Annotated in this window: 10 protein-coding genes and 1 riboswitch; of the genes, 4 read left to right on the plus strand and 6 right to left on the minus strand. The window is 65.5% G+C overall.

Features of this window, described 5'->3' with window-relative positions:
* The first annotated feature begins 31 nt into the window (after positions 1–31).
* The gene (locus E8M83_RS23865) at positions 32–1,243 is read left to right on the plus strand and encodes an MFS transporter (RefSeq protein ID WP_137175839.1); all 1,212 of its coding nucleotides are present in this window, start codon (positions 32–34) and stop codon (positions 1,241–1,243) included.
* Complete coding sequence (locus E8M83_RS23870; RefSeq protein WP_137175840.1) at positions 1,240–1,878, plus strand: metalloregulator ArsR/SmtB family transcription factor; 639 nt, start codon at positions 1,240–1,242, stop codon at positions 1,876–1,878. Before E8M83_RS23865 ends, E8M83_RS23870 begins: the two co-directional genes overlap by 4 nt.
* 33 nt (positions 1,879–1,911) lie before the next feature.
* Here E8M83_RS23870 and E8M83_RS23875 read toward each other — a convergent pair whose 3' ends face one another.
* The 4 genes from E8M83_RS23875 to E8M83_RS23890 form a co-directional block, all read right to left on the minus strand.
* The gene (locus E8M83_RS23875; protein WP_137175841.1) at positions 1,912–2,256 is read right to left on the minus strand and encodes a hypothetical protein; all 345 of its coding nucleotides are present in this window, start codon (positions 2,254–2,256) and stop codon (positions 1,912–1,914) included.
* Positions 2,253–2,915, minus strand: coding sequence for a thiol:disulfide interchange protein DsbA/DsbL (locus E8M83_RS23880; RefSeq protein WP_137175842.1), 663 nt, complete (start codon positions 2,913–2,915; stop codon positions 2,253–2,255). Before E8M83_RS23880 ends, E8M83_RS23875 begins: the two co-directional genes overlap by 4 nt.
* 144 nt (positions 2,916–3,059) lie before the next feature.
* Entirely contained in the window at positions 3,060–3,944 is an 885-nt protein-coding gene (locus E8M83_RS23885) for a cobalamin-binding protein (protein ID WP_137175843.1), read from the minus strand.
* A gap of 4 nt (positions 3,945–3,948) precedes the next feature.
* Positions 3,949–5,907, minus strand: coding sequence for a TonB-dependent receptor (locus E8M83_RS23890; protein WP_137175844.1), 1,959 nt, complete (start codon positions 5,905–5,907; stop codon positions 3,949–3,951).
* Positions 5,908–5,978: 71 nt separating this feature from the next.
* Positions 5,979–6,221, minus strand: a riboswitch (cobalamin riboswitch).
* A gap of 82 nt (positions 6,222–6,303) precedes the next feature.
* Here E8M83_RS23890 and E8M83_RS23895 point away from each other — a divergent pair.
* Positions 6,304–7,119, plus strand: coding sequence for a class III extradiol ring-cleavage dioxygenase (locus E8M83_RS23895; RefSeq protein WP_137175845.1), 816 nt, complete (start codon positions 6,304–6,306; stop codon positions 7,117–7,119).
* Here the strand turns inward: E8M83_RS23895 and ylqF are convergent, their stop codons facing one another.
* A complete protein-coding gene (gene ylqF, locus E8M83_RS23900) occupies positions 7,120–8,067 on the minus strand; it encodes a ribosome biogenesis GTPase YlqF (RefSeq protein ID WP_137175846.1) in 948 nt (315 codons plus the stop codon).
* Positions 8,068–8,627: 560 nt separating this feature from the next.
* Here ylqF and E8M83_RS23905 point away from each other — a divergent pair.
* A complete protein-coding gene (locus E8M83_RS23905; RefSeq protein ID WP_137175890.1) occupies positions 8,628–9,869 on the plus strand; it encodes an RNA-guided endonuclease TnpB family protein in 1,242 nt (413 codons plus the stop codon).
* A gap of 225 nt (positions 9,870–10,094) precedes the next feature.
* Here E8M83_RS23905 and E8M83_RS23910 read toward each other — a convergent pair whose 3' ends face one another.
* Positions 10,095–11,027 carry a histone deacetylase family protein gene (locus E8M83_RS23910; RefSeq protein ID WP_137175847.1) on the minus strand — a complete coding sequence of 311 codons (933 nt, stop codon included), beginning with the start codon at positions 11,025–11,027 and terminating at the stop codon, positions 10,095–10,097.
* Positions 11,028–11,166 lie beyond the last annotated feature (139 nt).

Below are 11,166 nucleotides of genomic sequence, written 5' to 3' on the forward strand. Positions count from 1 at the left end.
AGCTGGGCGGGTTGCCAATTCCATCACTGCCATGAACGAACGCCTGCTGATCGGCACCCTGTGCGGCCTGGGACTCTTGTCCACCGTCGGGGCGTCCCTCCCCTACCCGATGCTGGCGCCGCTGTTCGCCGACGGCAATGTCAATGGCCTCAACAGTTTCCTCGGCCTGCCGCCCAAGCTGCTGCTGGGCATCGCCCTGATGATCAATCCAGTCGGCCTGCTGATCGGCAGCGCGGTGCTGGGGCCGCTGTCGGACGGCTTCGGCCGCCGGCGCGCCCTGCTCCTGACCACGGTCGGGGCGGCCGTGGGCCACCTGCTCACGGCAGTCGCGATGGTGATGGAATCGTACCTGCTGTTCCTGGCGGCGCGCTTCTTCACCGGTCTGCTGGAAGGCAATGGCGCGGTGATGCGGGCGCTGGTCATCGAGCGCATCAAGGGGCCGCTGCGCAACCACGCGCTGTCATGGCTCAACGGCGCGTTCAACCTGGGTTGGCTGGTCGGCCCGCTGCTGGCCGGCTTCACCATGGCGCTGGGGCCCGAACTGCCGTTCTACATCGCCGCCGTTGCCCTGCTGCTGGGCACGGTGGGCGTCCTGGTCTCGATCCCGCCCACGCCATCCGCGCCGCACGCGCACCGCTGGTGGACGGTGGCGCGCGACCGCCACGCACTGACCCTGCTGCGCCACCCGCCGCTGCGCACCTTGTTCACTGTCCACCTGGGCTATTGCTGCGGCGTCGCCGCGCTGTACGAGTTCTTTCCGCTGTGGCTGGTGGACGTGGGCGGCTACGATGCGCGCCAGATCGCCGTCGTGAACATGGGCATGTGCGCGCTGATGACGACGGCCGCCCTGTTCGCCGGCCACGCCAGCCAGGTCGAGGGCCGCCTGCGCGCCGGCTGGTATGCGGCCATGGCGGCGGTCGCCGTGCTGTGCGTGGGATTCGGCAACCTGTGGGTCGGCATCGCCGGCATCGTCCTGTTCGGCGCGCCGCATGCCTTCTACAACACCGCCCTGCAAACCTGGTCGGCAGACGAATTCGCGCTGCATGGCCAGGGTTCCGTGATGGCCCTGCTGTCGACCATCTTTTGCCTGGCCAATATCCTGATGGCGCTGGCAGGTGCGGTGCTGACCCTGATCGATACCCGCCTGGTGCTGGTAGTCGGCGGCCTGCTGGCCGCCTGGGCCTCGGTGGCCCTGCGCCGCTGGAGCGCGCGCAGCCCGCATCCCCACCTGGAGAACGCATGAATACGCCAGAGCGCATCCTGCTGCAAATTAAAATGCGCGGTCCGCAGACCGCGCAGGCCCTGGCCGACCAACTGGGCCTGACCTCGATGGGTGTGCGCCGCCACCTGGAGCAGGCCCAGGACAAGGGCCTGGTCGAGAGCCATGACAGCAGCGGCAAGGTCGGCCGCCCGGTACGGCGCTGGGGTTTGAGCGAGGCCGGTCATGCGCGCTTTCCCGATCGCCATGCCGAGCTGACGGTCGACCTCATCGGGCAGGTGCAGGCGCTGTTCGGGCCGCAAGCCATGGAGCGCCTGATCGCCGCCCGCGAACAGGCCAGCGAGGCCTTGTACCGCAGCCGGCTCGATGAAGTGGAAGCCGGGGCGCCGCTGGCGCGGCGGGTCGAGGCGCTGGCCCGGGTGCGCGACGAAGAAGGCTATATGGCCGAGGCGCAAGCGCAGGAAGATGGCGGCGTCTTGCTGGTCGAGCACCATTGCCCGATCTGCGCGGCGGCCACGATGTGCCAGGATTTCTGCCGCTCGGAGCTGGAGGTATTCCAGCGGGTGCTGGGGCCGGACGTGAAAGTGGTCCGGATCGAGCACCAGTTGGCCGGAGCGCGGCGCTGCGCCTATGCGGTCACGCCGCACGTACCCGGATGAGAAAACGGCGTCCGCAAGGGACGCCGTCTTGTTCTACTTCCGGGTATCGATCCGGCCGTCGTGGTCGGGATGCGAGCGTACATGGGTCGCGCCGTACCAGAGGTGTTCCCACCAGTGATCGCGCGAACGCACGGTCGCCAGGCATTTCTTGTCGAACCCTTCCTTGAACACCGTATCAGGGCAGAGGTTCGACGCCATCGCGTGGCGCTGGTTTTCGGCATGCACGAGCGCGATGCCGAACCAGAGGGTGGTCAGGACGAAGATCAGCGCCAGCGACCACGCGATGTGATTCACGTTACTGGTCTCGAACAAGGTTTCCTCTTTGGGTCGTGACCCTTCATAGATCTTGAGGATCTCGCCTTCGACTTTGTCGCTCATTTTTCCTTGGCTGCCTTCGCCACCAGTGCGTCGAGGACCTGGCCGGTGGCCGACATCAGCTGGCCCATGTCCTGGATCTTGTTCGATTGCGCCACCGTGGCCGGCGACACGACGTATTTACCGTCGATGATGACGGTCGGGGTGCTGCTGACCTTGTAGGCTTCGGCGATCTGCGGCAGGCGCTTGAGCTTGGTCTGCACGCCGAACGAGTTCCACGCTTCGGTGAACTTGGCCTTGTCCAGGCCGTTCGAGGTGGCCCAGGCGATGATGTCGTCGTCCTTCATCAGGCGCTTGCGCTCGACGTGCACGGCGCGGAACACGCGGTGATGGTATTCCTCGAGCTTGCCCATGGCGTCGAGCGTCAGGAACAGGCGGGCTTCTGGATCGGTGGCGCCCTGGAACGGCAATGGGATGCGGCGCATCACGATGTTGTCGCCTTGCTTTTTGACCCAGTTCACCAGGCTCGGTTCGAACGCGTTGCACGCGCCGCAGTGGTAGGCAAAGAACTCGACCACTTCAACCTTCTTGCCCACCGTCTGGGTCGGCTGTGGCGAAGCCAGCACGGTGTATTCGGCGCCAACCTGGGGGTTGGTCGGCGTGGCATTGGCGAAACCGGCGACCAGGGCAGCGGCAACGAGGGCGAAACGCAGGGTGCGCATAAAATCCTTCCAAAAGAATGAACGAACGACCGCGAGATTACCACTTTTTGCGGATCCCCTGTCCCCGCGGCCCAATTTATTGCATTTGCTTACGGCTGAAACAAGCGTGTGGTGACTTTCACTATACGTTGGCGGCCGAAATGGTCAAGGAACGGACGAACGCCGCCCGCGCGCCTCTTCGAGCATCGCGCACAGCTTCGCCGCGCCCTCGGCCGTGCGCGGCCCCGCCCGGTTGGTCAAATCGCCATCGATAGTGAAGATATTGCCCCGCCTCACGGCCGTCATGCCCTTGAACGATTGCCACATCTTCCCGCCCGGATCGGATGGGTTGTCGCGCCCGCCGACCAGGATGACTTCGGGGTCGGCCTCGATCACCGCTTCGACGCCGACTTCGGGGGCGATCGTCTTCAGGGCTCCGAACAGATTGCGCCCGCCGCACAGGCGCAGCATGTCGCCGGCGATGTGGTCGTCGTTGAGCGTGTAGAGCGGCTTGGGCCAGACCTGGTAGAACACGGTCACTGGCGGGCGCGCCGCATAGCGCGCCTTGAGCGCCGCGATGCGGGCCCGGTAATCCTGCGCCGCAGCCTGCGCGGCCGGCTCGGTGCCGAGCAGCCGGCCCAGGCGCAGCAGGCTCTCGCCGATCTGGTCCAACCGTCCCGGCTCGCTGTGAAAGACCGGGATGCCAAGGCGCTCGAGCTGCTCGACCTGGCGCACCGGATTGCCGCTATGCCAGACCACCAGCAGGTCGGGCTTGAGCGCCAGCACGCGTTCGAAATCGAGCTTGTTATAGCTGCCGACCTGGGGCAGCTTCCTGGCCGCCTCCGGGTAGTCGCTATAGTTGACGGCGCCGACCAGGCGCGCGCCGCCGCCGGCCGCGTACAGCAGCTCGGTGACATGCGGCGCCAGCGACACCACCCGCCGCGCCGGCTGCGCCAGGGTGACCGTACGGCCGACATCGTCGACCACCGTGACGCTGGCGCCGGCGACCGCCGGCAGCACGGCCAGGAACAGCGCAGTCAGCCGCTTCATGGCGTCAGAAGTCGTAGCGCAGCGACAGCTTGAGCTGGCGGCCGGCGCTCGGATAGATGCCGGCGCGGCAGCTGAAAGCCTGGCTGAAGTACTGGCGGTCGGCCAGGTTCAGGCCCGAGATCGCCGCTTCCCACGGACCGAAGCGGCGCGCATAGCGGGCGTCGACCGTGGTGAACGACGGCATGCGGGTGCTGCAGCTATTGGTGAAATCGTCGCCATAGCGCTGGCTGTCGACCCACTGGGCGCCGATGTCGGCGGTCTGGCCGTCGCCCGGCGTCCAGGCCAGGCGCGCGGTGACGACGTGCTTCGGCACCAGCACCATGTCGCGGCCGGCGTTCGGGCCGTCGCGGAACTCGGCCTGCACGTATTGCCACGAGCCGGTAAGGCGCCAGGCGTCGGCCAGGACCGCTTGCCCTTCCACTTCCACGCCCTGGCGGCGGGTCGGGTCGAGATTGGTGTTGGCGCCAAAGCCGATGGTCGGATCGTAATAGATCTCATTGGTCAGGCGGTGGCGGAACACACGCGCGGTCGCCTTCCTCGCTTCATTGCCGGCGGCCACGCCCAGCTCCAGGTCGCGCGAAGTCTGCGGCTCCAGCACGTCCAGCGTCGAGCGGAAACTGTTTTCATCGATATTGGCGATGCGGTAGCTGCGGCCGGCCTTGGCGAACACGGTCACCAGCGGCACCACGTCGATGCTGCCTTCGACGGTCCAGGCATTGAGCGACTGCTTGCGGTGCTCGCCCACGACCGGCGGGAATGCGAGTGGGTCGCTGTAGTCCTTTTCGAAGCGTTCGTGGCGGCCACCGAGCGCCAGGCGGGCGTTATGCGGGGCATTCCAGCGCAGCTCGTCGCGCAGGTAGAAGGCTTTCGAGTCCTGGCGCGCGGCGCCGGCCGAGAAGCTGGAGGTGACGTCGCGTTCCCAGCGCATCAGGTCGATGCCGGTCACGAATTCGTTGCGCTTGTCGCCGAAATCGTGGGTGTGGCGCAGGCGCGGCGAGAACTGGGTCTGCTCGGCTTCGTAGCGTGAGGCCGAGGTGCCCCAGTCCGACACATAGGTCGCGCTGACGTCGCGCTCGCGGTGCGACAGCTCGGCGGCCAGCTCGAGCGCGCCGACGCGGTGTTCGATGAAGGCGGTCACGCGGTCGGTGTCGAGCGAGCCGAAGTCGTTCGGCGTATTGCTCCGGGTCGGCACCGACAGGAATTCCGCTTCCGTCAAGGAGCCTGGCAGGCGCGAGTCGGAACGCGAGGTTTCGAAACGCAGGCCGGCGCGGCCGTTGGGCGCGTAGGCGTACTGCAGGCCGCCACTGAAGCTGGTTTGCTCGTACTTGTTGTTGTCGCGGTAGTTATCGGTGCGGCGGTCGCTTACCGCGGCGTCGAACGACCATGGCCCGGCGCCGTGCGCGATCGACGCGCGCAGGTCGAGGTGGTCGAAACGGCCGCCTTCGATAAAGAGGGAGCCGTGGGTCCCCGCGCCCGTGCCGCGGCGGGTAACGATATTGACCACGCCGCCGGTCGCGCCATCGCCATACAGCACGCTGCTGCCACCGCGCGTGATCTCGATGCGCTCGACGGTGTCGACGGGAATGGTCGACAGCACGGTATGGGCCAGCTCGTTCTCGTTCAGGCGCACGCCGTCGACCAGCACCACCGTGTTCTGGGCGCTATTGGTGCCAAAGCCGCGCAGGTCGAGGCCGAAGTCGGGCGAGCCGTCCAGGCTCTGGCGGCCGAACACGCCGCCGATCTTGCGGATCGCGGCATTCACGTCGCCAGCGCCGGCACTGCGGATCTGCTCGGCGGTGATGACGGTGGCGCCGATCGGCGTGGCCTGGGCCGGGAAGCGCGGGCCGGTGATGACGATCGACGGCAGGGTGTCCTGGGCGGCGACATGGGGAGCGATGGCGGAAAGGGCGAAGGCGCAGGCCAATGCGAGTGGCGCGCGGCGCGGTGCGGCAGCAAGAATCATGATGAATGTGGTCTCGGTAAAAGGCACCGGCCTGCGTCCCCGCAGACCGGAGTCAACGGAAGCGCGTTCGACGCGCTTCCACCTGCTTTGGCCGGTATCCGGGCTGGCAAGCATGACGGCCTCACCTTCCTGCGCGTCATGCGCAGTGGTTGTCGAGACCGCCTGCCGCCCTGCTTGGATGCAGGCGCGGCGCTTGTTGACCGTTGCGGGGGCAGCACACCTCCATGGCGGCGCGTGGCGCGGCCATGTCGTGTTTCCCGTTTAACTTCGCGCACCTGGACGCGCGCGAGAGCACCAAAACGGGGCGATTATACATCGACAACTGTCGTTCCGGCCCGGCGCCGGCAAGCTGCCGCCGCTTGGGCTACCATGGTCGCTTTCAAAGCAGGAGCGGCCATGGCGCGTCTACCCACTTATTTCGTTTCGCACGGCGGCGGCCCCTGGCCCTGGATGCGCGAGCAGTACGGCCCTGCCTACGACCAGCTGGCCGCGTCGCTGGCGGCGATGCGGGTCGAGGCCGGCAACACGGTGCGGGCGGTGCTGGTCGTGACCGCCCACTGGGAGGCGCCGCAATTCATGGTGTCGTCCGGCGCCGCCCCGGGCATGATCTACGACTATGGCGGCTTCCCGCCGCACACCTATCAGATCACCTACCCGGCCCCGGGCGAACCGGCGCTGGCGCAGCGCGTGGCTGGCCTCCTCGATGCCGCGGGCTTCCCGACCGGGCTCGATGCCGAACGCGGCTTCGACCACGGCACGTTCTCGATGCTGTATCCGGTCTACCCGGAAGCGCGCATGCCGGTGGTGCAGCTGTCGCTCCGGCGCGACCTGGATCCGGCCACCCACCTGGCCGCCGGCCGCGCGCTGGCGCCGCTGCGCGACGAGGGCATTTTGATCATCGGCAGCGGGCTGTCGTACCACAACCTGCGCCAGTTCGGGCCGAACGGGCGCGAGGCCTCACGGGACTTCGATGGGTGGTTGCAGCACACGCTGCTCGAGCGCGATCCCGCGCAACGCGAGCAGGAACTGCTGCGCTGGGACACGGCGCCGCAAGCACGGGCGGCGCATCCGCGCGAGGAACACCTGATTCCGTTGATGGTGGCGCTGGGGGCGGCCGAGCAGGAAGCGGCCGCCTGCGTGTATCACGAAGACGCGTTCATGGGCAATTTGACGGTGTCGAGTTTCAGGTTCGGGCCACCGCCGTCGGCGTGATCAGGTCCCGCGCTTGCCGCGCGCCGCTTCTTCCAGCCTGGCCGCCGCCTTCTCGGCCGCGATACGGGCCTTCTCGGCCACCTCGGCCGCATGCAGGGCCAGGCTGGCCGCGCGCGATTCGGGCGTCTCGAGGCTGATGCGGCCCAGCGCGCCCTGGCGGTAATCCTGCAGCAGCGTGTGCGCCGCCTTCTCGTAATCGAAATCGCCACCACGTACGCGGAAGCCCCGGCGCTGGGCCACGCCCTCGATCACCGCCACGCCGTCCATGCCGTCGGTCGCAAAGCCGTAGCGCGCCGTGAGCAGTTGCGGGTAGCGCTGCAGCAGCAGCTCGCCCAGGTATTCGGCCACTTCTTCCTCGACCAGCGCATTGGTGCCGATCGCGTGGCTGGCGGCCAGCATCAGGCCGTCACTGGCCATGGCGATCTTCGGCCACAGCATGCCCGGCGTGTCGACCAGCACCACGTTCTTGTTCAGGTACAGGCGCTGCTGGGTCTTGGTCACGGCCGGCTCGTCGCCCACCTTGGCCACGCGCTTTTTCAAGAGCGCGTTCATCAGCGTCGACTTGCCTACATTGGGAATTCCCATGATCATGATCCGCAGCGGCTTGGTCGGCACGCCGCGGTGCGGCGCCAGCGACAGCGCCAGGTCGGGGATGCGCGCGACGTCGGCTGGCTTCTTGGTGGTCATCGGATAGGCGGTCACGCCGTCCTGGGCATCGTAATAGGCTTTCCAGGCGGCGGTCGCACCGGGGTCGGCCAGGTCGATCTTGTTCAAGACCTTCAGGCAGGGGCGCTGGCGAAACTTGCGCAGCTCTTCCACCAGCGGGTTGCAGCTCGCCTCGGGCAGGCGCGCATCGAGGACCTCGATCACCAGATCGATGTTTTCCATCTGCTCGGCCGCTTCCCGCTTGGCCGCGTTCATGTGGCCTGGGAACCATTGTATCGACATACTATTGCTCTCTTAATCTTTCGTCCAAGGCGGTATTCTACGCTGAGCGCCGATGCAAACGGTGCGGCGCTGCCACAAGCACCCTTTCTATCTCGCGCTCAGTTGAGCTATTGCAACACTGGTGACATATTCTGGGCGCACACTGTCCTCTTGCCTGCACAAGACGGAGCTGGGAATGCGCGCACGGGAAAAACTGAAACGGTCGCTGGCACGCTGGTATGGCGTGCTGATGCTGTGCTGCGCCATCGTGGCGTCGGCGCTGGTCGAGCAGTTGCCGTTGTTGCCTTATTGATCCGCAGTCGAGTTCCTAACTGCCCGCGGCGCCCGATGCCTCCCGCACCCACTTGATTGGTTGCGGAGGTGAAGCCCGCTGTTCACGGCCGGAGCAGGCGCAGACGGCGGAGCTGTCCTCGTCATCCGTAGTGCAGGGGCTGCTGAAGTTCGATGTGCTGCTGCATAGCGGCGATGAGTGCGTCGCTACAGAGTTTCATACGAATACTCGGTTGATTCTTATTGACCTATGTCGTGATCACTGCTCATGGGTCGACGACAATCGAAACATGCTACGTCTACAGGCCTATAAGTACGAACTGAGGCCCAATGGCGAGCAGGCACGCGCCATGCGCCGCTACGCCGGAGCGTGCCGGTACGTCTACAACAAGGCGCTGGCGCTGCAAAAGGAAAATCGCGACGCTGGAAATAGATTCATCGGATACGTCGCCATGGCGAAGCACTTGACCAGTTGGCGCAATAGTGCTGAAACGCCTTGGCTAAAAGACGCGCCTTGCCACCCATTGCAACAGGCCTTGAGAAACCTGGACAAGGCATACAAGAATTTCTTCGAGAAACAGGCCGACTTCCCCTGCTTCAAACGCAAAGGCAGTAGCGAGAGCTTCCGCTACCCTGATCCGAAGCAGATCAAGCTCGACCAGGCCAACAACCGCATCTGTTTGCCCAAGCTCGGCTGGCTACGCTATCGCAATAGTCGTGAGGTATTGGGCGAAGTGCGCAACGTCACCGTCAGCCAGTCAGATGGAAAGTGGTTCGCGTCGATTCAGACGCGACGCGAAGTCGAACAACCCCTTCCCACTGCAACGACAGCCATCGGCATCGATGCCGGTATCACCCGGTTCGCTACGATGAGCGACGGCGATTTCGTCGTCCCATTAAACAGCTTCAAGAAACACCAACCGCGCCTGGCACGCTATCAGCGCAGCATGAGCCGCAAGGTCAAATTCAGCAACAACTGGAAGAAGGCGAAAGCCCGCGTCCAGAAGATTCATACCGACGTCGCTAACGCGCGAAAAAACTTTCTGCATAAAACTACAACGACGATCAGCAAAAACCACGCGCTCGTCTGTATTGAGGACTTACAAGTGCGGAATATGTCCGGGTCTGCCAAGGGCACGGTCGAACAACCAGGAAAGAAGGTCAACCAGAAAAGCGCTCTGAACCGCGCCATTCTCGATCAGGGATGGGGCGAATTCCGGCGCCAGCTTGACTACAAGATGGCGTGGTGTGGCGGCGTGTTGCTGGCTGTGCCGCCCCATCATACCAGCCAGACTTGCCCGTGCTGCGGTCACATCTCGAAAGACAATCGGCAGACTCAGGCCTCATTCCTGTGCGTCGACTGTGGCTACGAAAACCACGCCGACGTAGTCGGTGCGATCAACATTTTAGCGCGAGGGCATCGCGTCATAGCCTGTGGAGAGCCGGTGCAGCAAGGCCGCTCGCTGAAGCAGGAACCCACCGAAGCGACCCGCAGAAGAGCGCACGGCGCCGTAGGGATTCCTGTCCTTTAGGGCGGGGAGGATGTCAACCAGAGCGTGTAGTTGGCGGCTTCGACTGCTCCTGCAGCCGAGAGCAGGCACAGCGCATAGAAGGTGTGTTTCTTGTTCACGGTGGTCGACTCTACGCAGGCAGGGCAAGCAGCCGGGCATGCGTTCCTATTGGGAAGGTCACTTAGGTTGCCCCTTCCCGGAAAGTCGCTACCGCCAGTGGAAGTAACGACACGCTAAGGACAAGCTTTACTCGAGATCCGCCATCACCTTCAGGTGCGCCACCACGCTGCGCCCCAGCGCCGACAGGTCGTAGCCGCCTTCGAGGCAGCTCACGACGCGCCCGCCGGCGTACTCGCGGGCCACCGCCATGATCTGGCGCGTGATCCACGCATAGTCGGCTTCAACCAGGCCCATGCCGCCCATATCGTCGTCGCGGTGGCCGTCGAAGCCGGCCGAAATAAAGATCATCTGCGGCTTGAAGGCATGCAGCGCCGGCAGCCAGTGCTCGTGCACCAGCGCGCGCACCGCGTCGCCGTCGCAGCGCGCCGGTACCGGCAGGTTGACCCTGTTGGCCGTGACCGGCTCGGGGTCGCTGTACGGATAGAATGGATGCTGGAAGAAGCTGGCCATCAGCACGCGCGGCTCGTCGCGGAAGGCGTCGGCGGTGCCGTTGCCGTGGTGGACATCGAAATCGACGATGGCGACGCGTTCCAGCCCGTGCGCCTCGAGCGCATGGCGCGCCGCGATCGCGACGTTATTGAAGAAGCAGAACCCCATCGGCGTGGTCGGCGTGGCATGGTGGCCGGGCGGGCGTACCGAGCAGAAGGCGTTGGAGACGCTGCCCGCGATAACGTCGTCGGTGGCGGCCACCGCCGCACCGGCCGCGCGCAGCGCCGCCTGGTAGCTGTAATGACAGAGCGAGGTGTCGCCGTCGAGCGGATAATAGTCGCCGGGCGTGGCCGGCACGTTCTCGCGCACCAGCGCCAGCGCACCCTGCGTATGGTTACGCAAGACCTGTTCGACCTCGGCCAGCGGCGCGCTGCGCTGCTCGATCAGCCCGTCCAGCCGCGCCAGGATCAGCTGGTCGTCGATCGCCTGCAGGCGTGCCGGGGATTCGGGGTGCCAGCTGCCCATCTCGTGCCGCAGGCAGTCGGGGTGGCTGTAAATCGCTGTACTCATGGTGCTGTCGTCTCCGCCAATGCTCATCCATTCACACCCCGCGCCGCCGTTCTCGCATAGAATCTTTGGGACGGCTCGACCTATCGGAGCATGAAGCTTGCCAATGGCGCTAATCTACCACGGCAGCCGCCCGCCCCGC

The organism is Massilia sp. HP4 (assembly GCF_005222695.1).
In the GTDB taxonomy this organism is placed as follows: Bacteria; Pseudomonadota; Gammaproteobacteria; order Burkholderiales; family Burkholderiaceae_D; genus Telluria.

What these genes read in the sequence shown, in the direction of transcription:
- E8M83_RS23895 (WP_137175845.1), top strand. Translation starts at nt 6,304, where the DNA reads ATGGCGCGTCTACCCACTTATTTCGTTTCGCACGGCGGCGGCCCCTGG.
- E8M83_RS23865 (WP_137175839.1), top strand. Translation starts at nt 32, where the DNA reads ATGAACGAACGCCTGCTGATCGGCACCCTGTGCGGCCTGGGACTCTTG.
- E8M83_RS23905 (WP_137175890.1), top strand. Translation starts at nt 8,628, where the DNA reads ATGCTACGTCTACAGGCCTATAAGTACGAACTGAGGCCCAATGGCGAG.
- E8M83_RS23875 (WP_137175841.1), bottom strand. Translation starts at nt 2,256, where the DNA reads ATGAGCGACAAAGTCGAAGGCGAGATCCTCAAGATCTATGAAGGGTCA.
- ylqF (WP_137175846.1), bottom strand. Translation starts at nt 8,067, where the DNA reads ATGTCGATACAATGGTTCCCAGGCCACATGAACGCGGCCAAGCGGGAA.
- E8M83_RS23890 (WP_137175844.1), bottom strand. Translation starts at nt 5,907, where the DNA reads ATGATTCTTGCTGCCGCACCGCGCCGCGCGCCACTCGCATTGGCCTGC.
- E8M83_RS23880 (WP_137175842.1), bottom strand. Translation starts at nt 2,915, where the DNA reads ATGCGCACCCTGCGTTTCGCCCTCGTTGCCGCTGCCCTGGTCGCCGGT.
- E8M83_RS23870 (WP_137175840.1), top strand. Translation starts at nt 1,240, where the DNA reads ATGAATACGCCAGAGCGCATCCTGCTGCAAATTAAAATGCGCGGTCCG.
- E8M83_RS23910 (WP_137175847.1), bottom strand. Translation starts at nt 11,027, where the DNA reads ATGAGTACAGCGATTTACAGCCACCCCGACTGCCTGCGGCACGAGATG.
- E8M83_RS23885 (WP_137175843.1), bottom strand. Translation starts at nt 3,944, where the DNA reads ATGAAGCGGCTGACTGCGCTGTTCCTGGCCGTGCTGCCGGCGGTCGCC.